Source organism: Nocardia sp. CDC160, assembly GCF_035818795.1.
Taxonomy (GTDB): Bacteria; Actinomycetota; Actinomycetes; order Mycobacteriales; family Mycobacteriaceae; genus Nocardia.
In genome coordinates this window covers 502,995-525,814 of the sequence record NZ_JAYKYT010000004.1, presented here as the reverse complement: position 1 = coordinate 525,814, position 22,820 = coordinate 502,995, and the positions used below count along the sequence as shown (strand labels likewise).

The 22,820-nt window shown below is 68.0% G+C and carries 27 protein-coding genes; 14 read left to right on the top strand and 13 right to left on the bottom strand.

Annotated elements, in window-relative coordinates; genetic code table 11:
* Nucleotides 1-10: 10 nt before the first annotated feature.
* Entirely contained in the window at nt 11-652 is a 642-nt protein-coding gene (locus tag VMT40_RS23925; RefSeq protein WP_326360922.1) for a class I SAM-dependent methyltransferase, read from the bottom strand.
* A gap of 11 nt (nt 653-663) precedes the next feature.
* Complete coding sequence (locus tag VMT40_RS23920) at nt 664-1,458, bottom strand: hypothetical protein (RefSeq protein WP_326360921.1); 795 nt, start codon at nt 1,456-1,458, stop codon at nt 664-666.
* Nucleotides 1,459-1,610: 152 nt separating this feature from the next.
* Between VMT40_RS23920 and VMT40_RS23915 the strand changes: the two genes are divergently transcribed.
* The 3 genes from VMT40_RS23915 to VMT40_RS23905 all read left to right on the top strand — a co-directional run bounded on the left by VMT40_RS23915 (nt 1,611) and on the right by VMT40_RS23905 (nt 3,741).
* On the top strand, nt 1,611-2,324 hold the full coding sequence (locus VMT40_RS23915) for a hypothetical protein (protein ID WP_326360920.1): 714 nt from the start codon (nt 1,611-1,613) through the stop codon (nt 2,322-2,324).
* 116 nt (nt 2,325-2,440) lie between these two features.
* Nucleotides 2,441-2,890 carry a helix-turn-helix transcriptional regulator gene (locus VMT40_RS23910; RefSeq protein WP_326361738.1) on the top strand — a complete coding sequence of 150 codons (450 nt, stop codon included), beginning with the start codon at nt 2,441-2,443 and terminating at the stop codon, nt 2,888-2,890.
* 104 nt (nt 2,891-2,994) lie between these two features.
* On the top strand, nt 2,995-3,741 hold the full coding sequence (locus tag VMT40_RS23905) for an MIP/aquaporin family protein (RefSeq protein ID WP_326360918.1): 747 nt from the start codon (nt 2,995-2,997) through the stop codon (nt 3,739-3,741).
* Here VMT40_RS23905 and VMT40_RS23900 read toward each other — a convergent pair.
* Nucleotides 3,738-4,712: an aldo/keto reductase gene (locus tag VMT40_RS23900; RefSeq protein WP_326360917.1), complete on the bottom strand. Its 975-nt coding sequence runs from the start codon at nt 4,710-4,712 to the stop codon at nt 3,738-3,740. The two genes, VMT40_RS23905 and VMT40_RS23900, sit on opposite strands and share 4 nt — an antisense overlap.
* Nucleotides 4,713-4,955: 243 nt before the next feature.
* Between VMT40_RS23900 and VMT40_RS23895 the strand changes: the two genes are divergently transcribed.
* From VMT40_RS23895 to VMT40_RS23880, 4 genes are read left to right on the top strand one after another with little or no spacing between them, the layout of a single operon-like run.
* Nucleotides 4,956-6,479 (top strand): sensor histidine kinase, encoded by a 1,524-nt coding sequence (locus tag VMT40_RS23895; RefSeq protein WP_326360916.1) that lies wholly within the window; start codon nt 4,956-4,958, stop codon nt 6,477-6,479.
* Entirely contained in the window at nt 6,476-6,910 is a 435-nt protein-coding gene (locus VMT40_RS23890) for a roadblock/LC7 domain-containing protein (RefSeq protein WP_326360915.1), read from the top strand. Before VMT40_RS23895 ends, VMT40_RS23890 begins: the two co-directional genes overlap by 4 nt.
* Nucleotides 6,907-7,254, top strand: a complete 348-nt coding sequence (locus tag VMT40_RS23885) for a DUF742 domain-containing protein (protein ID WP_326311079.1) — start codon at nt 6,907-6,909, stop codon at nt 7,252-7,254. Before VMT40_RS23890 ends, VMT40_RS23885 begins: the two co-directional genes overlap by 4 nt.
* Nucleotides 7,229-7,825: a GTP-binding protein gene (locus tag VMT40_RS23880; protein ID WP_326360914.1), complete on the top strand. Its 597-nt coding sequence runs from the start codon at nt 7,229-7,231 to the stop codon at nt 7,823-7,825. Before VMT40_RS23885 ends, VMT40_RS23880 begins: the two co-directional genes overlap by 26 nt.
* On the opposite strand, the gene VMT40_RS23875 is transcribed toward VMT40_RS23880, so the two are convergent.
* Entirely contained in the window at nt 7,822-8,631 is an 810-nt protein-coding gene (locus VMT40_RS23875; protein WP_326360913.1) for a helix-turn-helix domain-containing protein, read from the bottom strand. The two genes, VMT40_RS23880 and VMT40_RS23875, sit on opposite strands and share 4 nt — an antisense overlap.
* Before the next feature lie 124 nt (nt 8,632-8,755).
* On the opposite strand from VMT40_RS23875, the gene VMT40_RS23870 reads away from it, so the two are divergent.
* The gene (locus tag VMT40_RS23870) at nt 8,756-9,655 is read left to right on the top strand and encodes an alpha/beta fold hydrolase (RefSeq protein WP_326360911.1); all 900 of its coding nucleotides are present in this window, start codon (nt 8,756-8,758) and stop codon (nt 9,653-9,655) included.
* Between the two features lie 37 nt (nt 9,656-9,692).
* Here the strand turns inward: VMT40_RS23870 and VMT40_RS23865 are convergent, their stop codons facing one another.
* Entirely contained in the window at nt 9,693-10,265 is a 573-nt protein-coding gene (locus tag VMT40_RS23865) for a mycothiol transferase (RefSeq protein WP_326360909.1), read from the bottom strand.
* 44 nt (nt 10,266-10,309) lie between these two features.
* On the opposite strand from VMT40_RS23865, the gene VMT40_RS23860 reads away from it, so the two are divergent.
* Both VMT40_RS23860 and VMT40_RS23855 read left to right on the top strand, forming a co-directional pair.
* Complete coding sequence (locus VMT40_RS23860; RefSeq protein WP_326360908.1) at nt 10,310-10,519, top strand: hypothetical protein; 210 nt, start codon at nt 10,310-10,312, stop codon at nt 10,517-10,519.
* Between the two features lie 63 nt (nt 10,520-10,582).
* A complete protein-coding gene (locus VMT40_RS23855) occupies nt 10,583-10,885 on the top strand; it encodes a putative quinol monooxygenase (protein WP_326360907.1) in 303 nt (100 codons plus the stop codon).
* A 22-nt stretch (nt 10,886-10,907) separates the two neighbouring features.
* Here the strand turns inward: VMT40_RS23855 and VMT40_RS23850 are convergent, their stop codons facing one another.
* Entirely contained in the window at nt 10,908-12,233 is a 1,326-nt protein-coding gene (locus VMT40_RS23850) for a site-specific integrase (protein WP_326360906.1), read from the bottom strand.
* Nucleotides 12,234-12,256: 23 nt separating this feature from the next.
* Here VMT40_RS23850 and VMT40_RS23845 point away from each other — a divergent pair, with 23 nt between their 5' ends.
* A complete protein-coding gene (locus tag VMT40_RS23845; RefSeq protein ID WP_326360905.1) occupies nt 12,257-13,474 on the top strand; it encodes an epoxide hydrolase family protein in 1,218 nt (405 codons plus the stop codon).
* Nucleotides 13,475-13,602: 128 nt separating this feature from the next.
* Here VMT40_RS23845 and VMT40_RS23840 read toward each other — a convergent pair whose 3' ends face one another.
* Together VMT40_RS23840 and VMT40_RS23835 are read right to left on the bottom strand one after the other, a co-directional pair.
* The gene (locus tag VMT40_RS23840) at nt 13,603-14,031 is read right to left on the bottom strand and encodes a nitroreductase/quinone reductase family protein (protein WP_326360903.1); all 429 of its coding nucleotides are present in this window, start codon (nt 14,029-14,031) and stop codon (nt 13,603-13,605) included.
* Nucleotides 14,032-14,087: 56 nt separating this feature from the next.
* Complete coding sequence (locus tag VMT40_RS23835) at nt 14,088-14,282, bottom strand: hypothetical protein (protein ID WP_326360902.1); 195 nt, start codon at nt 14,280-14,282, stop codon at nt 14,088-14,090.
* Nucleotides 14,283-14,393: 111 nt separating this feature from the next.
* On the opposite strand from VMT40_RS23835, the gene VMT40_RS23830 reads away from it, so the two are divergent.
* On the top strand, nt 14,394-15,260 hold the full coding sequence (locus VMT40_RS23830) for a class II glutamine amidotransferase (RefSeq protein WP_326360901.1): 867 nt from the start codon (nt 14,394-14,396) through the stop codon (nt 15,258-15,260).
* Between the two features lie 14 nt (nt 15,261-15,274).
* Here VMT40_RS23830 and VMT40_RS23825 read toward each other — a convergent pair whose 3' ends face one another.
* Both VMT40_RS23825 and dinB read right to left on the bottom strand, forming a co-directional pair.
* Complete coding sequence (locus VMT40_RS23825; RefSeq protein ID WP_326360900.1) at nt 15,275-16,072, bottom strand: HugZ family pyridoxamine 5'-phosphate oxidase; 798 nt, start codon at nt 16,070-16,072, stop codon at nt 15,275-15,277.
* 60 nt (nt 16,073-16,132) lie between these two features.
* A complete protein-coding gene (gene dinB, locus VMT40_RS23820) occupies nt 16,133-17,362 on the bottom strand; it encodes a DNA polymerase IV (RefSeq protein ID WP_326360899.1) in 1,230 nt (409 codons plus the stop codon).
* Nucleotides 17,363-17,574: 212 nt separating this feature from the next.
* Here dinB and VMT40_RS23815 point away from each other — a divergent pair, with 212 nt between their 5' ends.
* Nucleotides 17,575-18,561, top strand: a complete 987-nt coding sequence (locus tag VMT40_RS23815; protein ID WP_326360898.1) for a zinc-dependent alcohol dehydrogenase family protein — start codon at nt 17,575-17,577, stop codon at nt 18,559-18,561.
* Nucleotides 18,562-18,565: 4 nt separating this feature from the next.
* Here the strand turns inward: VMT40_RS23815 and VMT40_RS23810 are convergent, their stop codons facing one another.
* A complete protein-coding gene (locus VMT40_RS23810; protein WP_326360897.1) occupies nt 18,566-19,465 on the bottom strand; it encodes a LysR family transcriptional regulator in 900 nt (299 codons plus the stop codon).
* Nucleotides 19,466-19,469: 4 nt separating this feature from the next.
* Between VMT40_RS23810 and VMT40_RS23805 the strand changes: the two genes are divergently transcribed.
* Nucleotides 19,470-20,375 carry an alpha/beta fold hydrolase gene (locus VMT40_RS23805; protein ID WP_442790038.1) on the top strand — a complete coding sequence of 302 codons (906 nt, stop codon included), beginning with the start codon at nt 19,470-19,472 and terminating at the stop codon, nt 20,373-20,375.
* 10 nt (nt 20,376-20,385) lie between these two features.
* On the opposite strand, the gene VMT40_RS23800 is transcribed toward VMT40_RS23805, so the two are convergent.
* Both VMT40_RS23800 and VMT40_RS23795 read right to left on the bottom strand, forming a co-directional pair.
* Nucleotides 20,386-20,637 (bottom strand): hypothetical protein, encoded by a 252-nt coding sequence (locus VMT40_RS23800; protein WP_326360895.1) that lies wholly within the window; start codon nt 20,635-20,637, stop codon nt 20,386-20,388.
* Between the two features lie 140 nt (nt 20,638-20,777).
* The gene (locus VMT40_RS23795; RefSeq protein ID WP_442790037.1) at nt 20,778-22,808 is read right to left on the bottom strand and encodes an ArnT family glycosyltransferase; all 2,031 of its coding nucleotides are present in this window, start codon (nt 22,806-22,808) and stop codon (nt 20,778-20,780) included.
* Nucleotides 22,809-22,820: the final 12 nt, after the last annotated feature.

Genomic DNA, 22,820 nt, shown 5'->3' with positions numbered 1-22,820 from the left:
CGGCGAACAGTCAATTGGGCAGGCGTCCAGCATTATTGCCGACGCGCGCCCACACCAGCCGAGGTTCGGTCGAATCGGTCGGGCCGGGCGCGTCGTCGAGATAGCGGCAGGCTAGCCCGGCCGGATCCAACACCTCCAGCACCGCCCACCCCGTGTCGCACAGCAGCCCGATGACGCAGGTCGCCCGCTCGGCCGCGACATCGAAGACGATCTCCACCCCGCCCGAGCAACGTTGCAGCACCTGCAATCCCGCATCCAGTGCCCGGTCCGCGCCGCCGAGATGGACGGCGAAGGTTGGCAGGCGGCGATCGAATCCCGCTGCGGCGTCAATGGTCTCGATATCGGAGTCCGCCAGCCGAAAGACCGGAACATCCCGGTAGGGATTGTGCGAGGCGAAAGTGTCCAGCGCACCGCCGAACACCACCACCTGCCGCGCCCCCGCCGACACCGCCTCCGCCAGCCGATCCTCCGCATACCGCTGCCGCGCAGCACTCAACAGCCGCCGCCGCGCCCGCTCACACCGCACCCCGATCCCCGCCACTCCGCTCGCCCGACTCGCCGACATGGCATCCGCCGACCGATCTTCGACATACCGCTGCCGCGCAGCACTCAACTGCCGCTGGCGGACCTGCGGCACCTCGGGAGTCGCCACCGCCGCCACGCTCACTCGCCCGGCGTGCCGAAATCACCCTCCGGCCCGGAATCCGGTGCGCCGGAGGGCCCGTGCGGACCGCCGCCCGGACCGGCATGGCCGTGCCGTGCCGGACCGCCCTCTGGTGCGCCGGGGACGAATGGTCCACCGCCCGAACCTGGATGACCCTGGGATGCCGGTCCGCTCTCGGGTGCGCCGAGACCGGTGGGGCCGTGTGGACCGCTCGGGCTCGGAAATCCCTGCGGGCCATGACCGCCCGGACCTGGATAACCCCGGGATTCCGGTCCGGTACCGGGGGGACCGTAGTGCGGTCCCGCGCCCGGTTCGGGGTGGGGCTGCGAACCGGTAGGGCCGTGGTGCGGACCTTCTGGGTGGTGGTGGCCGCCGAAGGGCCAGCCTGGAATCTTGGGCAGGCCGGGGATTTTCGCCCATTCGGCAACCTTGGACCAGTCGGGCATTTCCGGCATGGGTGGCATCTCGGGCGTAGGTGGCACCGGGGGGAGGGGGAAGCCGGGGGCGGTCTGGCCGCCGAAGCGTTGGAAGGCGGCTTGGCGTGAGGTGCCGAAGATTTCGCCGATTTCGGCCCAGGTGCGGCCTTCTTCGCGGGCTTGGCGGACCAGGGAGCGCAGGACGTCGTCGACGACACCGTCGAGGCTGCGGGCCGCGCGCAGGGCCGCCATGACCGAGGGGGCGGGTCTGCCTTCGGCGGGGCGGAGGACTTCGGAGACGAATTCGGCGTTGGTGGACAACAGTTTTGCCAGAACCGCGCGCTCGTCGGCGGGGTCTCTGTGCTGGGGATCACTCATGTGTAAATGCTGCCTTTACGCGAAACCGCCTGTCAAGGAACGATTTACACGATCGCGGATACTGGCCATTAACTGAAAGAGGGGCGGTGCGTTTGCCACCGCTATAACGTGTTCGTCAGCGATCAGGAGGTGCAGGTGAGGACGCCGTCGACATGACCGATCCCGACAGATACACCGTCGACCACGAGCTGTTCGACCTCGTCCGCAAGGCCGGATTCGAGGGCCCGGCGTGGAAACTACTGGCGGACAGGTTGGTTCGCCACGGGTTGGCGGTCCTGGGTCCCTGGATCCGCAGCGGCTGGATATTCAGTGTGGCCGAACAGAAACGAATGCCCCTACGCCCCACCCCGCAGGAACGCGTCCTGGTCGAGACCCGCTTCGCCGAGGACTTCGTCCAGGAGAGCGTCACCCGCGCCCTGGAACGCTTCCGCCACCACGCCCTCGACGGCGACGGCTGGGATCCCTACCTCGGTGCCAGCCTGGCCAGCTATTTCATCGGCGCGTGCGTGCTCGCCTTCGTCGAACAGTTCCGCCGCAGCCGCCGCACCGGCGACCTCTACCAGTTCCAGGCCGTCGCCGCGGTCGCCATCGTCACCGAGGACGGCCCGGATCTGATGGATGTGCTGGCCTCCACGGAGGACGTGGCTGGTTCGGTCGTCGACCGCCTAGCCTTCCGCAGCCGCCTGGCGGGCCTCGGCGACCGCGACCGCGGACTGGTGTGGGGCAAGGCAATGGGCCTGCGCGGCAGCGAAATCCAGCATCTATTCGACTTCCCCTCGGTCAAGGCGGTCGAACAGCGCTGGGCCCGACTCAAACGAGACCACGGCTGGATGACCGGCCTCGACGGCAAGGAAGGCGACGCATGAGCCCGCACGACGCCCCCGACCTGCTGGCGCGCATCACCGAACTGCTCGACCAGTCCTCGCTCAACGAGCCCGCCCTGCACCGCCTCTACGCCCGCATCCCGCGCCGCGCCGCGCAACTGCACCGCCCGCGCGGCACCGCCTCGGCCGTCCTCCCCGATGTCGCCGCCCGCCTCAACGCGTTGTTCGCGACCGTCCACGCCCCTGGCGAGCGCCCGTTCACCAACGGCGAGGTGGCCGCACAGCTCACCGCGTGGGGCCACCCCATCTCCAAGCCCTACCTCAGCCAGCTGCGCTCGGGCCAGCGCACCGACCCCTCGCCCGAGACCATCGCCGCCCTGGCCCGCTTTTTCCGGGTACGCCCCGGCTATTTCGCCGACGACGCCTACACTGCGGCCATCGAAAACGACTACGCCCTCCTGACCCGGCTTCAGTTCCAGGGCCTACGCGACCTGTCCACCCGCGCCTTCGACCTGAGTGAGGAGTCGCAGAACCTGCTCACGATCATGGCCGACCGCCTGCGCATCACCGAGGGCCTACCCGATATCGGCGCGGGCGGTCACGAATGAGGCCGCGTCATCGCCGCCCGCGCAGACGGCAAGCGGCCGAACATATCTGATATATTCTGCCGCCGCCAGGTCCGGGAAAAGCACTGGTCTGTCACCCTGACCGGGTGCCCAATCACGAACTTCCGGTCATCGATTCCGTCCCCGCGAAAACCCTGCCCGCACGGGCCGGGACAGCGCTGGGTCGGCGACTGGTCGCGGAGTTCGCGGGCACGGCCGCGCTGGCCGCGGTGGTGATCGGCTCCGGGATCGCGGCCGAGCAGCTCTCGCCCGGCGATATCGGCCTGCAACTGCTCGAGAACTCGACCGCGAGCGCCTTCGGGCTGGCCGTGCTGATCCTGGCCTTCGGCCCGATTTCGGGCGCGCACCTGAATCCGGTGGTGTCGCTGGCGGATTGGCTGGCCGGGCGACGCGGACGCGGCGGGCTCACCACCGGCGACCTGGGAGCCTACGTGGCCGCCCAGTGCGGGGGAGCGGTGTTCGGTGCGCTGCTGGCCAATGCCATGTTCGATCGCGCGGTCGTGCAGATCGCGAGCCATCATCGGGTGACCGGCGGTCATCTGATCGGTGAGATGCTCGCGGCGGCCGGACTCATCGTGGTCGGCTTCGCCGCGGCCCGGCATGGCCGCGGGGTGAGCGCGCTCGCCGTGGCCACCTACATCGGCTCGGCCATCTGGTTCACCAGCTCGGGCTCGTTCGCCAATCCGGCGCTGACCCTGGGCCGCATGTTCTCCGACTCGTTCACCGGCATCGCCCCCGCCTCGGTACCCGCCTTCGTGGTGGCGCAGATCGTGGGCGGCCTGGCCGGTTTGAGCCTGATGACCCTGCTCTACCGGCCGAGCGCCGAACGCTAGTTCCCGCCCCGCGTCGTCGAGGGCACCGCGAAGGAGGTCCGGTCACCCGACCAGCCCTCGGCCGGAACCAGCTTCTCCAACTCCGCCAGATCCTCGGCACCGAGCTCGATCGCGCCCGCCGCCGCGTTCTCCAGAATCCGCGCCGCCCGGCGACTGCCCGGAATCGGCACCACATCCGAGCCCTGGGCCAGCAGCCACGCCAGCGCCAGCTGTCCGGCCGAAATGCCCAGGCGCGCGGCCAGATCCCGCAGGGCGGCGACCTGGGCCAGATTCTCGTCGAGATGCTCGCCCTGGAAGCGCGGGTCATTGCGCCGGAAATCGCTGGTCGCCACGGTGCTGGCATCGAGTGTGGCGGTGAGCAATCCGCGACCGAGCGGGCTGTAGGGCACGATGCCCACGCCGAGTTCCCGCGCCACCGGGACGATGTCGCGCTCGGGCTCGCGCCACAGCATCGACCATTCGAACTGCACCGCCGCGATCGGATGTACGGCCACCGCTTCGCGCAGCTGTTGCGGCGTCGCCTCCGAAATCCCCAGGTGACGCACCTTCCCGGCGGCCACCAATTCGGCCATGGCCCCGATGGTTTCGCCCACCGCCACCTCCGGATCGATCCGGTGCAGGTAGTACAGGTCGATCACCTCGCGCCCCAACCGCTCCAGCGAGGCATCGCAATACCCGGCCACATGCTCGGGTTTGCCGTCCAGCCCCACCCCGGTCTCGGTGCGGACGATCCCGAACTTGGTGGCCACCACGACCTCGCTGTCGCCCAGCGCCTGCCCCACCAGCCGCTCGTTGTGCCCGCGCCCATAACTCATCGCGGTGTCGAACAGCGTGATCCCGGCTTCCACCGCCGTCCGAATCGCCGCCGTCGACTCCGCGTCATCGGCCGCCCCATACCCCTGGGAGAACCCCATGCACCCCAGCCCCACCGCCGAAACCGTCAAACCATCCCCGAGCCGCTGTTCACGCATGCCGCCATGCTGTCAGCCGCGGTCCGCGCCGACCAATCGGATTCCCGATGAAATTCATTGGTTCGCAGATGGATCGAGTACTGCCCAGCGAGGGCTCGCCCTGCAAGTTCGCGATCAAATGCGGTGAGCTGCACGGTCTCCGGGTTGCGGTTTGCTCGGAGATACCGAAAGGTAAGGGGAGACATTGGATTCTGCTATGGTGGCTCCGCCGATTTCAGGATCGGCCGGACGACAAGAGAATTGATGAATCAAGACAACGCCGTGCTGCTTTCCTGGGTTCTCGCCACCGCGCTCGTGCTAGCCGTGGTCGGTTTGCTGCTGCTGTGGCGCGCGGTGCGCGCCGAACGCGGGCGGGTTGCCGCCCTGCGCGCGGAACAGACCGATCGGGATGCCGCGGTCGAGGAGATGATCGCCAATCTCACCGACAACGTCCTGCCCGCCATCGGCGCGGCCGTGCGCCGCTCGGATCCCGACAATCCGACCGTCGACCTGCCCATCGTGCTCGAGCGCACCCGCATAGCGGAACTGGTGTGGCAGTGGACCGCCCGCTGCGGCGAGGAGCTGCTCAAGGTCGCCACCGAGACCCGCGACCGGGTCCGGCGCGAAGCCGAGACCGAGACCCAATTGGCGCTCGCGCAGGTCGAATCCGAACGCCAGACCGCCGTCGCCCAGGCCGAGGAGATGGCGCAGCTGGCCATCGCCCAGGCCGAGGAGGCCGCCCGCGTCGCGGTCGCGCAGGCCAACGAGGCCGCGCGCACCGCCGCCGACGAGGCCGCCGCCGCGGCCCGCGCACAGGTCGAGAGCACCGCCCGCGATGCCACCTCGGCCGCGGTGCGCGCCTTCGGCGCGTCGGTGGTGAGCCTGGGTGCGGACGTGAGCCAGGTGCTCAGCGCCGCGCTGCGCAAGCACCGCAATGACGAGACCTTCGAAACCCTCACCCGCATCGACCATTCCGTGCAGCAGATGATCCGTCAGGCGCAGTCCTACGTGATCGTCTGCGGTGGTCTGCCCGGGCGGCGCTGGCCGCAGCAGACGCTGACCGATGTGGTCGGCGGTGCGACCGGCCGCGTGCGCGACTACACCCGCGTGCGCGCCACCGAACTCGACCGTCCGGTCATCAGCCGCGTGGTGGAACCGCTGGTCCACACCCTGGCGACCCTGCTCGACAACGCGCTGCGCTATTCGCCGCCGACCTCGTTCGTGGACATCGGTTTCCAAGAGGGTCACCACGGCGTCACCGTCATCATCGACGACGCCGGTGTGCGCATGAATCCCGAACAGCTCGAGGAGACCCGCCGGGTGCTCGCGGGCGATCAGGTCGTCGACATCCACGCGCTCGGACCGACCCCGCGCGTCGGCTTCCCCGGTGTGGCCGCGCTGGCCCGCCGCTACGGCTTCTCCATCTACATCGACGGTCCCAATATGTATGGCGGCATGCGCGCCATGGTCTTCATCCCCGAGACCCTGCTGGCCGCACCGGCCCCCGCCGTGGTGGCCGCCCCGACGCCCGTGCCCGCACCCGCTCCGGCCCCCGCGCCGGACCCGGAACCCACGGTGGTGGCCATGGATTCGGCTCCGACAGACCTCACCCCCGGCGGCCTGCCCAAGCGGCGCCGCCGCTCCGCGACGGTGTCCGTAGCGGCCACCGTGCGCGCGGTCGAAGCGGATTCCGGTTCCGCGCGACCCGAAATCGCCGCTGCCTGGTACAGCGGCTCCCGACGCGGTCGAGCGGCCGCGTTCGAGCACTCCGAAGGGATGACATCGTGACCGGTACACCCGCGACGGCAGTGAGTGAAACCAACCGTCTCGCCTGGTTGCTCGACGATCTGGAGGTCCCCGGGGTCCGGTTCGGGGTCCTACTGTCCGAGGACGGCCTACGCATCGCCCACACCGGCGGGGTCAGCATCGACGACGCCGAACGCTTCGCCGCCGCGGCCTCCGGCCTGCGCGCCCTGGGCAAGGCGCTGGCCGAATTCTGCGGCGGCACCACCGATAACCCGGTGCGTCAGAACATGACCGAGTACGCCGACGGCATGATCTTCATCACCGCCGCGGGAGCCGGTGCGCTGCTGGGTGTTTCGACCACCCAGGACGTGGACGTGAGTCTGGTCGCGCACCGCATGAACGAGCTGGCTTTACGGGTCGGACGCGAGCTCGGCAGTATGTCGCGGACGAGAGCGGATTCGCACCGGTCATGAGCCGACCGCGGCGCGATCCCGATCTGGTTCGGGCGTATGTGCGCACCGGCGGCCGGTCGCGCCCCACGCGGGCGCTGGATCTGGTGAGTCTGGTTGTCGCGGTGGCCGATCCGGCCCCCGGTACGAGCCCCGATGCCCGCCGCATCCTGCAACTCGCCCGGCGCGGCGTGCTGACCCTGGCCGAACTGGCCGCCCACCTGGACATGCCGCCGTCGGTCGTGAAGATCCTCGTCGCGGATCTCCTCGACGGCGGCCAGCTGGCCATCCCGACACCGGTGCAAGAACTACCGGGCAAAGCCCTCTTGGAGGAGGTACTCGATGGACTCCGCGCTCTCTCCGCATGAGCGCGTCGTCGACTATGTGCCGCAGACCGTCACCCGCACCGTCAAACTGCTGGTGGCCGGAAACTTCGGCGTCGGGAAGACCACGTTCGTAGGCAGCGTGTCGGAAATCCGGCCGCTGCGCACCGAGGAGACGATCACCGAGGCCAGCGTCGGCGTCGACGATATGGCCGGTCTCCCCGGGAAGACCACCACCACGGTGGCCATGGATTTCGGCCGTATCACCCTCAATCCGCGCCTGGCGCTGTACCTCTTCGGCACTCCGGGGCAGCGGCGGTTCGTGCCGATTTGGGAAGACCTGGCCGTCGGTGCGCTGGGTGCGCTGGTTCTCGTCGATACTCGCCGCCTGGAACGCGCCGACGAGTCGCTGTCGATTCTCGAGGAGCGGGGCGTGCGGTATGCGGTGGCGGTCAACGATTTCGAGGGCGCGCCCAGGTACCCACTCGACGAGGTCCGCGAGGCACTCGATCTCGATCCGGGGACGCCTTTGATGCGCCTGGACGCGCGCGACCGCAACCCCTGCCTACAGTCGCTCATCACATTGGTCGAGTACCTGCTGACGCCCGACGTCTAGGCCAGGGTCGAGGGCCACGCCCGGTCGTCGACCGTCAGCCAGGGCTCGGTGGCGGCGGATGTCGGTGGCGCGCCCGTGAATTCGCGGACCTCGCGGGTGAGATGGGATTGATCGGCATAGCCGGTCTCGGCGGCGACGCGGGCCGGTGCGTGGCCCTGGACCAGGCGGTGCACGGCGTGGTCGAAGCGGACCAGTTTGGCGGCGCGCTTGGGCGTGAGGCCGATCTGCGTGCCGAAGCGCGACCACAGGCGTTGGCGGCTCCAGCCCAGTTCGTCGGCGAGGTCCTCGACGCGGAAACGGCCGCGGCCGACCATGATTCGCGACCAGGCGTGGGCGACTTCCGGATCGATCGGGAAGGTGGCGGCCGAGCGGCGGGCCAGCAGGGCTTCGACGAGAGCGAATCGGTGTGGCCAGTCGGGCGCGTCGTGCAATTGTTCCCGCAGGCGGGCGGCCTCGCGGCCCCAGACGTCCTCGAGCGCGATGATGTCCGCGCCCAGCTCGGCGGGCGGGAATCCGAGAATGGCGGGCGCGACCAGCGGTGAGAGGCGGACCTGCACGCAGTCGAGCGCTTCGACGCGGGCCGGGACGGCGGTTGCGGCCAGACCGCGAATCAGGCTGGCCGAATGGGTGCGTCCGGCCGCGTCGCGAACCTCGAAACCGCGGTCACCGAATTCGATGACGACCGTGATCGCCGGGTGGGGGATGGCGTGCACGATCTCGGGTGCGTCGCCGCGAATCCGGAACCCCGCCATATCGACACCGCTCACCGCGGGCATGTGCGACGGTCGCGCGATCTCCCAGGCCACGTCCCGATTGTAGGAGCGCCGTACCAGCGGGGGCGCTGGCGGTCGAGCGGTGACATTTCTTCAAGACGAATCCTGTTGTGCGGCAGGAGGGTAGGGGCATCACTCGAATCTCGAAGGAGTTCTCATGCGTCTACACCGCATGGCCCACATCGGTGCCATCCTGCTGGCTCTGCTCGGAGGCAATGGTGTGCTCGCGGCGACCGCCGATGCCGACTCGTCTCAGGATCAGCTGATCGATCTTCCCGGCGGGGCCATCCACGTTGTCACCAGCGGTGTTCCCGACTCCCACGCGGTGGTGCTGATCCACGGACTCGGCGCGTCCACCTCGTGGTGGGACCCGGTGATGCCCGCCTTGGACGGCAAGTACATCGTCCGCGTCGACCTCTTGGGGCACGGCAAATCGGCCAAACCCGAGAGCGGCTACAGCATTCGGGAACAGGCGGCACGGGTCGGCACGATTCTCGACCACCTCGGCGTCACCCGCGCCACGGTGATCGGGCACTCCTCGGGCGGCTATGTCGCCACCTCCCTGGCCGAGCAACGACGCCCGCTCGTCTCGGCTCTCGGTCTGATCGATTCCGGACCGCGCCTCGACGCCTTCACCGACAACGGACCGGTCGGTGAATTGCTGTTGAATCCCGCCATCGGGCAACCCCTCTGGCCGCTACTGCCCGACGCAGCCATCCGAATGGCCATGAGCAGCGCCTTCACCCGCGACGTCCAGATCCCCGACCAATGGGTCTCGGACCTCCACGGCATGACCTACCGCAGCGTCACCGCAACCTCCGCCGCCTCCGACGACTACCTCACCCAACGCACCGAACCCGCCCGCCTGACCGACCTGGCCATCCCCACCATGGTCATCTACGGCACCCGAGACCGCCGCTGGCAACCCAGCTCCTTCGACGACTACCGCCAAATCCCTTCCGCCCGAATCGAACCCCTCGACTGCGGCCACACACCCATGGCGGAAGACCCCGACCACACCGGCCCACTCCTCCGCGACTTCGTCGACGCCCACTAGCCACGTTCAGTAAGGGCGAGGCCGCCACTAGCCACGCTCAGTAAGGGCGCGGCCGCCAGCCGGGCGGCGGATCTTCCCCAACCCGCCCATCCACCGCTTCGCGCAGCAAATCCGCATGCCCGGTATGGCGGCCATACTCCTCGATGAGGTCGCACAACAGACGCCGCAAATTCGCGTGGCGCCCATCCGGCCAAGCGACGTGGACGAACTGATCGACCCCACCGGTCGCCAAGGCGGCATCGAGTTTCGCACGCGACCGGGCGACCGTGGTGTCCCACAACGCGTAAAGCTCTTTCGGAGAGTCCGCCGCGGCCGAAGTGAAATCCCAATCCGGGTCCGCCCGCCAATCGACGGTGTCCCAAGGCGCACTGGGCCGTTCACCCGACAGTTTCGCGGTGAACATCTCATCCTCGGCGCGTGAGAGATGCTTGAGCAGCCCGCCCAACGTCAAGGCGGACGCCCCGATCCGGGTATTCAACCCGGCCTCATCGAGGTCATCGGTCTTCCACCGAAACGTGGCGCGCAGCCGCTCCAACGCACCGATCAGATGCTCGGCCTCGCTGCCCGCCAGCGGCGGCTCCCACGGCGTATCGCTCTCGGTCGTCCCCATCGCCCCACCCTGCCATACTCGGCGGATTTGATTAGGGTGGGCCGGTGGGGATTTCCAATTACGGTCCGGGCGATATCGTGTACTTCGCGGAGGGACCGTTCAGCGGCATCTGCGCCGTCGTACATTCGGTCGATTCGCGCCGCGAAGAACTCCGAATCGACTTCGGTGAGGGGTTGGTACATCGAGAGGGGAATGTCCTGCGGGAACAGCGGCACAGCCTCACCGTCGGATTCCACGAAGTCGAACTGCTCTAACCCCCGGAGCTTCGTGCCGATCTTGGTGAGCGAGGACCCCTCCGGCGATCTAGGCTTCCGCGCGTGTCAGATTCTGTGCGACTCCTCATCATGATCACGACCCAGCCCGGCCGCGGCCACGAACAGGTGGCAGCCTTCGAACGTCTCGCCCCGCTCGTGCGCGCCGAAACGGGCTGCCTCCGCTACGACCTCCACCGCGTCACAGGAGACCCGGATCGCTTTGTCCTGCTAGAGGAATGGACCTCCCGCGAGGCCCTGGCCGCCCACGACACCACCCCCCACATGATCGAAGCCGACGCCACAAACCCAACCTTCCGCGCCGGCCCCGCCCAAGTCCTCGAACTCTCCGCGCAACCGGTGGCCTGACGCGGCGCTCGCGGCATCGAGGCTACAGGCCGAGTTTGGTTACGGCGTTGTCTTCCAAGGGGTTTGCGGTGCGGATGTAGGTGTGGACGGTGCGGGGGTTGGACCAGCGGCCTTGGCGCATTATTTCGCGGTCGCTGGCGCCGCCCAGGGCGGCTTGGGTGGCGAAGCCGGAGCGGAGGGAGTGGCCGGAGAAGAGGGTGGGGTCCAGGCCTGCTCGGGCGGCGTAGCGTTTGACCAGTTCGGCGACGGCGCGGCCGGACATTGCCGTGGGGGAGATGGTGCCGTGGCGGGAGATCGACGGGAACAGGGGGAGATTGGGGGTGGGGAGGGTGGGGCCGGTGAAGCCGTGGCAGCGGTGGATGTGGGGGTCGGGGGGTGGGGTGGTGGTGAGCCAGGTGCGGAGGTCGGTGTGGGTGTGGGCCTCGCGCAGGCGGGTCCAGTCGGCGAAGGCGCAGACCGGGCAGGTGTGGGGGTGTTGGCCGCGCGGGAGGGCCACGCGTTGTTCGGTGATGCCGGTGGGGTCGGTTTTGGTGGTGGGGAGTTGGATCAGCAGGAGAGGTTCGCCGGTGGAGTGGTCGGTGGTGACGGTGACGTCGGTGACCAGCAGGGCGGCAATCTCGCTGCGGCGCAAGGCACCTGCGAAACCGACCAGCAGCAGCAGGGTGTCGCGGCGGCGGGCCGGTTCGGTGGGCCAGCCGGGGGCGGGGAGCTCGGCGAGCAGTTGGTCGAGGGTGTGCAGGAGTACCGGGCGTTTGCGCTTGGGTTGGCTGCGGCGGGTGCGCCGGATACCGCGCAGGGTCAATCGCACCACATCGGCGCGGGTGGGTGAGGGCAGACCGTTGGCGGCGTGCACGGCGGCCAACGCGGCGGCCTTGCGCTCCAAAGTGGCCGCGCTGAACGCCCATTCGCCGTTCTCGCGGCGCGCATCGGCCGCCGCGGCCAGGTACACCGCCACATCTAGGGCGTCCGCGGGCAGCGCCTGGCGGGACTCGCCCGCGCACCACGCCGCCCACGCGATCCAGTCGGTCCGATAGGCGCGCAGCGTATTCGCCGACTGCGACGCCTCCAGATACCGCCGCAGCGACCCGGCCTGCACCTCGTCGAACCGATCACGCACCAGTTTCAGCGCGGCGGCGTCGACGAGCACACTGCGCACCCCGCGCCGCAGTTCGCCGCGCACCTCCTCGGGCACCGCGATGACCGCGCCCTGTTCCACCGGAGACTCCGCAGCCCGCTGAGGCAGTGATTCCGCGCCATGCCGAGCCCGCGACTCGACCTCACGCTGAACCTGCGACTCCGCGTCGTGCTCCACCGGCGACCCCGGGCTGACCTCAGTCGGCTCTGGCATGAGATCGACCCTAGATTGAACTCGTGTTCCCGTTGCAGCAGACCCCGATTCACGTGTCGAACGAGACACTCGACGATCTTCGCCAGCGACTCGCCCTGACTCGCTGGTACGCCGACGACGGCAATACCGACGGCTTCTACGGCGTCCCGACCGCGTACCTGCGCGAGCTGGTCGAGTATTGGCGCACCGACTTCGATTGGCGCGCACAGGAAAAGGCCATCAACGCCTACGAGCACTACCGCGTCGAGGTGGACGGCGTGCCGATTCACTTCCTGCGGAAGCCCGGCGTCGGCGACAATCCGATCCCGCTGATCCTCACCCACGGCTGGCCCTGGACCTTCTGGCACTGGTCCAAGGTCATCGACGCCCTCGCCGACCCGGCCGCCCACGGCGGTGATGCCGCCGACGCCTTCGAGGTGATCGTCCCGTCGCTACCCGGATTCGGCTTCTCCACCCCGATCCCGCAACGCCCGGACCTGAACTTCTGGAAGATCGCCGACCTGTGGCACACCCTCATGACCGAGGTCCTCGGCCACCGCCGCTACGCCGCCGCCGGTTGCGATGTCGGCGCGATGGTCACCGGCCAACTCGGCCACAAGTACGCCGAGGAGCTCTACGGCATCCACATCGGCTCCGGCCAACGACTCGACCTGTTCACTGGCGAGCGCGCCTGGGACATCACCGGCGGCCGCCCGATCCCCGAGGGCCTGCCCGCCGACGTACACGCGCGAATCATCGAGCTGGAGAAGCGATTCGCCGTCCACCTCACCGCCCAGATGCTCGCCCCCGCCACCCTGGCCCACGGCCTGACCGATTCCCCCGCGGGCATGCTGGCCTGGATCCTGGAACGCTGGATGCACTGGAGCGCACTCCCCGACGGCGACCTCGAGGCCGTCTACACCAAGGACGACCTGCTGACCCACGCCACGATCTACTGGGCCACCAACTCCATCGGCACCTCGATTCGCCTGTACGCCAACCACAATCGCTACCCGTGGACCCCCTCCCACGACCGCTGGCCGGTGATCGAGGCACCCACCGGCCTCACCCTCGTCGCGCACGAGAACCCGCCCGGCGTCACCACCGCCCAACGCGCCCAGCACTTTCGCGACAGCGACCGCGGCCGCTGGTACAACCTTGTGAATGTCACCGCCCACAATCGCGGCGGCCATTTCATTCCCTGGGAGGTCCCGGTCGAATGGACCGACGATCTCCGCCGCACCTTCCGCGGCCGCCGTTAGCCACTCGTCCGTCGGGCTTGCCGAGCGATGGCTCGCGGCCCGACGGACGATTCCGGAAAACATGTCAGGGGGCTTTCCCGGATCGGTGGCGAAAGCGCATTTTCAGACCGCGCCCGGGAACTCGGCCGCTAACGCGGAGAGGCGGGCGTGAGCGCGAATACCGGGATTTCCCAGGACAATTTCGCTTGAAAATCGGCGAGGAACGGCGAAACCTCGAGCTGCCGTTCCCACAGCCGGGCGCGATCCTCCCCGGTCACAATGCTCGCGGTAACGGGCCAGGACTCGGTGCCGACCTCGATGGTCGCGGCCGGATTTGCCAGCAGGTTGTAATACCAACCGGGCCGATTCCCGCGGCCGCCATTGGCGGCGAAAACCACCAGCCGCTCCCCATCGCGCCCGTAACCCAACGGCCAGGTGCGCGATTCCCCCGTCCGCGCGCCGGTGGTGGTGAGCAGGAGCAGTGGCGTGTTCTCGAACTGGCCGCCCACATGTCCGCCTCCGGAGCGGAATTGCTGGATGATGTCCTCGTGCAGCCGCTGACGTGCGATATCGGTCACGCGCGCTGCAACCGCATTGCCGCACAGACTATTCCGCGCCGCCGTGCCGGTTTTGCTCAGTGCTGCAGCCGCCACGCCGCATCCGGTTTCGGAAGCGGCCAGGTCCAGCCGTATTTCGCGCGCAAGTCCAGCAATTGCTGCCGTCGCGCGCAGGACTGCTCGGTATCGCCGTCGCCCTCGATGCAATTGCGGTGGATCCACAGCATGGCCTCCACGGTGCCCGACAGACGCATGGCGTCGTGCTCAGGCATACGATGATGCTTGAGCACAGACGGCGTGTCCGACATGGCCCAATCATCCCTCAGAAGAGTCCTGCTGTCGTGCAGTCCGAGTAGCTTCGCCTCTTGCGTGAGGAGTCGCACATGTGCCGACTGTTCGGATTATCGGCCGCGCCGCACCGGGTGCGCGCCACCTTCTGGCTGTTGGACGCACCCGACAGCCTCGCTCAGCAAAGTCACCGCGAACCCGATGGTGTGGGTTTGGGGACCTTTACCGCCGCGGGCACGCCGCTGGTGGAGAAACAACCCATCGCCGCGTACGAGGATCGGCTCTTCGCGCGGGAAGCACGGGAACGCGAATCGGAAACCTTCATCGCCCATGTGCGCTTCGCGTCGACCGGCGGGCTGGTGCCGCGCAATACCCACCCGTTCGAGCAACGCGGGCGATTGTTCGCCCACAATGGCGTACTGCACGGACTCGAAGAACTCGAGCGGGAACTCGGCGACTATCGCGGACTTGTCCACGGCGACACCGACTCCGAACGCTTCTTCGCCCTGATCACACAGCGGATCGACCAGCACGGCGGCGATGTCACCGCGGGCATCGCCGATGCGGTCGCCTGGATCGCCGACCGGCTGCCGGTGTACGCCCTCAATCTGATTCTCACCACCGCGAGCGAGCTGTGGGCGCTGCGCTACCCCGAGACCCACGAGCTGTACGTCCTCGAACGCGCCGCCGGTGGCGTGCGAGGCGATCAACGCCTCGACCACGGCAGCGGCACCGGAATCCGGACGCGCAGCGGCCACCTCGCCGATCACCCCGCCGTGGTGATCGCCAGCGAACGCATGGACAACGACCCCGGATGGCGCGCGCTGGCCTCGGGCGAACTGCTCCACGTGACGGGCCGCCTTGACGTGCGATCGAGCATCATCGCGGATTCGCCACCGCGACACCGGCTTTCACTCGCCGATTTGGGCACCCACGCGGCGGCCTCGCAGACCGCGCGCTAACCGCCGCGCAATGCTCACCCCGCGCGTGAGACCTTCGCCAACTCGACTGTCGCGGCACGCAATTCACCGATCGAGTCGATCGGCGTGAGGTACCCGATCCGAGTCACGGCAATGCCGCGCGGCGTGGTGACGCGCAGATCCAGGCCGTACCGGTCGGCCCGCTCACAGACCGCGGCCGTCGCGTCCGGGTATCCGCCGCGCGCGTGCGCCATATCCAGCAGCGCGTCGGCGTGATCGTCATTGAGGTGCGCGATGGCGCGCGCGGCGTGCGGCATAATGGGATCGGCTGTGGCGGCGGCATATTCGTCGGCACTCGCCGAATCCATCCTCCCGTATCCACCCACCCAGCGGGCCCGCTGCACCCGGAGCACCCATACGGTGAAGTCGCTGAAATCGATATAGGTCTTAGCGGAGGGCACCGCGGCCAGATGCGCCTCCCGCGCCGCCGCGGCCTCCTCGCCCACGGGCCGTTCGGCAATGCCCGCCAAGGTCAATCGGGTTCCCGCCAACGGGTCCGACGGCAGATCCGGTGCCACGATGGACACGCTCGCGCGCGGATCGCCCGCGAGATTGCGGCCGTGTTCGGCCAGCCGGGAGACACAGAGCACCGGTTGGCCGTCCAACAATCCGTACGTGACGAAACTGGCCCAGGGTCCGCCGTCGGCCGAGAGCGTCGCGAGCGTGGCCGTATTCGTCGCGGCGGCAACGGTTCTGGCCTCATCGGCGGGCGTCGGGCGGGTGGTGATCGCGATCGGGGTCAGCGGCGGCGGAGTCGAGGGCGCATCGCCCGGGTCGCCGTGGTCGAGTGCCATAGCGCACAGGCTACCCCGGGCGGGATTTCGCGAGCCGCGACGTCTGACCTCGCAGGTCTTTCAGTCGGGAAGGATTGGGACGGAAAGCCCCTCGCCGCGTCGCAGCAGGGCGGCCCGGGTGACCGTGCCCGCGCCGAAGCGATCGCGCAGCGCGTCCAGCGTCGAATCGAGGGTCGACTCCGCGCGCGGCTCGAACGGCAGCCGCAGCTGCATGGTGTCGGCATTGTCGAGATTGGTCAGCGAGAGCCCGATCAGGGTGAGGCCACCGCGCTCGTGAATCAATGGCCGCGCGGTGTCGAGCAGAGTGCGCGACGCCCGCAGAATGACCTCACCGCGATCGGTCGCCTCCGGCAGCGTATGCGAGCGCGTCGCGCGGCTGAAATCGTCGAAACGCATGCGCAACACCACCGTTCGACAGACGCGGCGGGCGGTGCGCAGCCGATGCCCGAGCCGATCGGCCAGGCCATGCAGATACGCCTCGATCTCCTCGTCACTGCGATGGCGGCGGCCGAGCGCGCGCTGCGCGCCGATCGAGCGTCGCCGCCGCCCGGTATCCACGCGGCGCGGATCCCGCGCCCACGACAGCGCGTGCAGATGTCGACCGACGGCCGGTCCGAGCACCGCCGCCAGCGGCCCCTCACCCATCTCCGCCAACTGCCCGACCCGGGTGATACCGCGTTCCCGCAGTTCCCGCGCGGTCACCTCGCCAACGCCCCACAGCCGCTCGACCGGTAGCGGATGCAGGAATTCCAACTCCTTGTCCGGTGGCACCTCCAGCAGCCCATCGGGTTTGGACACCGCGCTGGCGACCTTGGCCAGGAACTTCGTTCGCGCCACCCCGACCGAGATCGGCAGCCCCACCTCCGCCCGCACCCGCGCTCGCAGCGCCCGGGCGATATCCACCGGCGCGCCCGCGATCCGCCACAGCCCGGCCACATCGAGGAAGGCCTCATCGATCGAGATGCCCTCCACCTCCGGCGTGGTATCCCGGAAGATCTCGAAAACCCGCTTGCTGGCCTGCGAATAGGCCGACATGCGCGGCGGCACCACGATCGCGTGCGGGCACAGGCTCAAGGCCTGCCGCACGTTCATCGGCGTCCGCACCCCAAACGCCTTCGCCTCATAGCTCGCGGCCAGAACAACCCCGCCACCCACCAGAACCGGTCGCCCGCGCAGCCGCGGACTGTCCCGCTGTTCCACCGACGCGTAGAAGGAGTCCAGGTCAGCATGCAGAATCGCCGCCCGCTCGGGGCGCCCCGCGGCATCGACAGCAGAACCAGACACGAACATATGTTCGCATACCCATCGGTCTCGTGCGTCAACCTTCCTGACAGAGCCATCCGGCGGTCGACGGGTCGGGCATCAACAACGCGGTGGTGTGAATACCGGTGACTATCGGTGTTTCCGGTACACCGATGGTGCCGCCTAGCGTCGATCTCGATGGAAGGAGAACGATGAAAACGGCTGACGTTGTACGTTTCCACCGATTAGGTGGTCCAGATGTGTTGCAGATCGATCGGATTCCGATTGCCGAACCGGTCGGCAACGAAGTGAGAGTCCGGGTCGAAGCGGTGGCGCTCAATCGCGCGGATACGTTGTGGCGGGCGGGAAAATACATCGAGGAACCGGAATTGCCAGCGCGGATCGGCTACGACTTCGCCGGGACCGTCGAAGCCGTAGGGCCCGAGGTCGAGCGTCTGCGGGTGGGCGCGAAGGTCAGTTCGTTTCCCATCGAAAGCCTGCGTAAGTACGGTAACCATGCCGACGTCACCATCTATCCCGAGGATGGGCTGATCGAATACCCGAACCGATTCAGTCCGGAGGAGGCTGCCGCCGTCAACACTGGATTGTTCACCGCCTATTTCCCGATCGTGGAGGTAGCTCGGGTGTCAGCCGGTCAGCATGTGCTGCTGACCGCGGGTAGTTCGACCACGGCACAGGCGGCGGCGCAGATAGCGAAAAGCATTGGTGCGACCACGATCGCGACCACCAGAACTGGAACGAAAGTGGAGCGTTTGCTGCATTCGGGATTCGACCACGTCATTGTCACCGAGCAGGAGAACGTCACCGAACGGGTACTCGAACTGACCGGCGGTGTCGGGGCGCGGCTGGTGTACGACGCGGTCGCGGGACCTGGCCTGGAAGACCTGGCATGGGCCACCGCACCCCAAGGGCACCTGGTGGTTTACGGAGCGCTCGGCATTGGTGAGCGGATGACGCCGCTTCCGCTCATGGCGTGTTTCGCGCGGACGATCAAGTTGTACGCCGGTTACAAGATTTACGATTTCACAGGTCATCCGGGGCTCGGCATCGCGCGGGATCGCGATGCGACCGAACGGGCCAAGAGGTTCGTGCTCGGCGGGTTGGCGGCGGGGACGTTGCGGCCCTCGATCGACCGCATCTTCCACGGGCTCGACGCTTACCGCCAAGCACATGAGTACATGGAGGCCGACCGGCACGCGGGCAAGATCGTCATATCACTTCGCTAGTCGGTTAGGAGGCGAACTCCCACCGGTTCTCCTCGGCCACCGACTGGATCGAACGAATGACTGTGTGGTACTCGACCGTGTGACGGAACTTCGGCGCGATCATCATCGACCAGGGGAATATCGGAGTGGGCTCGACCAGCGGGCGGAAAACAATATCCGCGGGCGGTTGCGTCCACTCGAGTGTGGGAACCACACACGACGACTCGCGCAGCAATTCGGCGACCGCGACCGGGCCGTGGACCGTCCCTGGCCAGCGTTCGGGAATGACCCCCGCTGCCGTACAGAAATCGGTGACGAATTCGGTCCATTCGCCCGCCGCTGTATCGGAGGGGAGCAGTAACTGGGTGTCGCGGAGTGCCGCCACCGGCACGGCAGGCAACCGGGCAAGGTGGTGCCCAGGCGCCATCCCCACCAGAACACGCTCGTACCGAAGCAACCGGGCCGGGAGGTCGGCGCGGCGATGCGAAGCCAGTCCGAACAAGATGTCCAATCGCCCGTCGGCCAGGGCCGCTAACCCAAGCGAAACACCTTCTTCCACTTGATGAATCGGCCTATCGGGGCATTCTCGCCGCAATGTTCTCAGAATTTGCGCGCCTGTGCGCAACCCCGCCGAGCAGATATCCACTCGCAACGGTCCCGCCCGTCCGTCGGCCCGGAGCGCGGATTCCACCGCGGCATCGACCTGGGCCAGGGCCGGGGGAACCGCGGCCAGTAAGGCCTCGCCCGCCGCCGTCAAGGTGACCGTCCGGGTGGTCCGCTCGAACAGCCGTACACCGAGCTCGTGTTCCAGCTGGCGGATGATCCGGCTCAATGCCTGCTGCGAAATGAACAGCCGACGGCCGGCCTCGGAGAAACTGAGCTGTTCGGCAACAGCCACAAAGTAGCGCAGCTGTTTCAACTCCACGCCCATGACTACAACGACCTATCGGCAGGTGTCCGATATTCCCGTGCTGTGGGGCGATAGGGTTCGGGCCGTGGGAGATTCGATCACTGATACCCGAGCGTTGAGCGAGGGAACTCGACCGGTGACGTGCGCGACGGCTTCGGACGGTACGCGCATCGCCTACCAGCTGCGCGGTGTTGGAGCGCCGCTTGTGCTCCTGGCTGGGCAGGCCAACAACCACCATTGGTGGGATGCGGTTCGAGACGACTTCCATCCCGCCCGCAGCACGCTGACTCTCGACTACCGTGGCACCGGCGACAGCGACAAGCCCGACAGTCCGTACAGCACTGAACAATTCGCGCAGGATGTCATTGCTGTTCTCGATGAACTCGGCATCGACCGCGCCGATGTCTACGGCACCTCCATGGGTGGCCGAGTAGCGCAGCAACTGGCGGCTCGCTACCCGCACCGGGTCGGCGCCTTGGTCCTCGGCTGTACTTCACCCGGCGGCCCGCACAGTGTCGAACGCGGCAACGACGTCCGCCGCGCGCTGGCCCAATCCGATCCCGCGGCCGCACGGCAAGCCCTGCTCGAGCTGATGTACACACCCCGCTGGCTCGCCGACCATCCCGGCCCACACCACACGCTCGGCGATCCCGGCATGCCCGCCCATTCCCGCCGCCACCACCTCAGGGCCAGCAACCGACACAATGCCTGGGATCTGTTGCCGAGCATCGGTTCCCCCACACTCGTCCTGCATGGCACCGACGACCTGCTCAACCCCACCGCCAACGCGGCCTTGCTCGCCGATCGGATCCCCGGCGCCCGGCTCCACCTGATCCCGGAGGGTCGGCACGCGTACTTCGAAGAATTCCGACAGCTTGCCAGCCCGGCTGTGCTGGAATTCCTGCACCAAACCTCAACCCTGTAGGCATCGGCCGTTAGCCCAGGGACAGCGTCCAGCCGGAACCTTCCTCGCAGAGCAGGATGCAGCCGGGGAGTCCTTGATCGGGGAGGACGGTCGAGGCCGGTGGCGCGTCGCAGAGCATGACGCAGCCGCCCTGGAGACCATTGCCCGGTTGCGGATAGCTCGGATTCAGGTTTCCCGGCTGCGGATAGTTCGGGTTCAGGTACGGGCCCAAGGCGATTGCCGGGAGCAGTGCTGCCGCTCCGAGCAGAGTGATGACAGCCATGGCGGACCTTTGCCCCGCGACGGGCGCGATAAACGCGGGGGTCGGTAGCGCGTGCAGCGAAAGACCAGTACGGCGGCGACCACCCGGATTGACGGACTTACAGTGCCGTTGGTCCAGGTGGTCGCCGCCGCGGGAGCGGGTCAGTGCGGTTGAACGGTCAGGTCGTAGACGGCCAGATCACCGAACTTCTGGGTGCGGTCGTAGTGCGAGGTGACCCAGTCGAGGATCTGCTTGTTCCCGGCGGGACGCCAAATGCCTTGCTGGGGATCGGATTGCGCGGGAGCGGCAGGATCGGCGGGCTTGCTGTCCACTCGCCACGAATCGGGAAGCTTCACCTCGGGAACCAGGTAGTAGGTGATCTCGTGGTCGCGGACCATGTCCTCGAACTGCGGCAGGGTCGGGACCGGGTCGGCCGAGGTGAACCCACCGATGGCCAGGACCGGTGTGCGGCTGGCCAATTCGAGGCTGGCGGCGGGGGAGGAGCGGTCGATGGCCGCCGACCAGCGGGTATGGGTGGTTTGTAGCAGTGCGACCAGGTCCGGATCGGTGTGACCGCCGAAGAGCAATTCCAACTGCTTGCGGAACTGGTCGGTCGGCCCGGCCTTCTTCGGGCGCGGCGGACCCACCACCGGACTGCCTCCCGTGTGCGACTGGGGCAGGGTGGCGGCGGCGTAGGCGGTCGAAGCGGCCAGGCCCGCAAGCACTCCGGCCACCAGCAGCACCGTTGTCGCACGGCCGCGGACCCGCTCCCAGCGTGCGGTCGGCGGCAAGGCCAACACCAGCAGCCCGATGGCCGCGAGCACCGCGATCGCCAGAATCGTCCAGTGCAGCCACGGCTGCCACTCGGAATTGCGTTGCAGCAGCACGAAACCCCACACGCCCGCGGCCACGATCAACGCCGCACCGCCGACGCGACCGAACGCCTCGGCACGTCGACGCCAGATCTCGTGCACGCCGAGCGCGAAGCATCCGGCAATGGCCGGAGCGATGGCCAGCGTGTAATACGCGTGCATGCCCGACTTCATTGCCGCGAACAGCACCCCGTCGATCACCAGCCACAGCCCGAACACCAGTCCCGCACCACGAATCAGATCGGTCCGCGGCCGCCGTCCCCGCGCCACCAGAATCAGCACGAACGCCAGCAGCGCCGCGGGCAGCAGCCACGAGATCTCGAATCCGATCTCACCGGTGAACAATCGATCGGGACCGTTGCCGAAGCCGCCGGGACCGAAACCGCCCTGCCGCACCGCCTCGGGAATCTGATAGCCCTGCGGCAGATCGAGCGGATTCTTCGCATTGCCACCCATATGGTTCTTGCCCAGATAGCGGGCGAACCCGTTGTAGCCCAACACCAGATCCATGAACGTGTTGTCCTTGGATCCGGCCAGATACGGGCGCGAGTCGGCGGGCCACAGAATCGTCAGCACCACGAACCACCCGGAGGACACGATCAGCGCCGCGAGCGCGGCCAGCGAATGCAGCAACCGATTCCGCAGCGTCGTCGGTGCCACGATCAGATAGGCCAACCCGAGAGCGGGCAGCACCATCAGACCCTCGAGCATCTTGGCCAGGAACGCGAATCCCAGTGCGACACCGGCCAGCACGATCCAGCGCAGGCTTGCGCGCGGCAACGCCCGCACGGTGCAATAGGCGGCCGCGGTCATGAGCAACACCATTACCGCGTCCGGATTGTTGAACCGGAACATCAACGCCACCACGGGCGTCACCGCGAGCACGAGCCCCGCCAGCAGTCCCGCACCCCGGCTGAGCGTGACCCGCGTGACCGCGCCGTACATGAGAGCGACCGCACCCACCGCCATGATTGCCTGCGGTGCAAGCATGCTCGCGCTGCTGAACCCGAAGATCTGACCCGACAAACCCATCACCCATTGCGACACGGGCGGTTTGTCGACGGTGATGAAGTTGCCCGGATCCAGCGACCCGAACAACAGCGCCTTCCAGTTCTGCGCCCCCGACCAGGCGGCGGCCGCATAGAAGCTGTTGCCCATCGCATTGACGGTGATGTTCCACAAATAGGCGACACCGGTGCCGAGCAGCAGCACGACCAGCGCGAGCCGCTCCCAGCGGCGGGCCGGTCGGAGCTCTGCGGCGGTGTCGGTCGTAGGGACGATCGGTTCGGACGGGGCCAACTCGGCAGTGGTCACGCTCACCGCGGGAGTGTG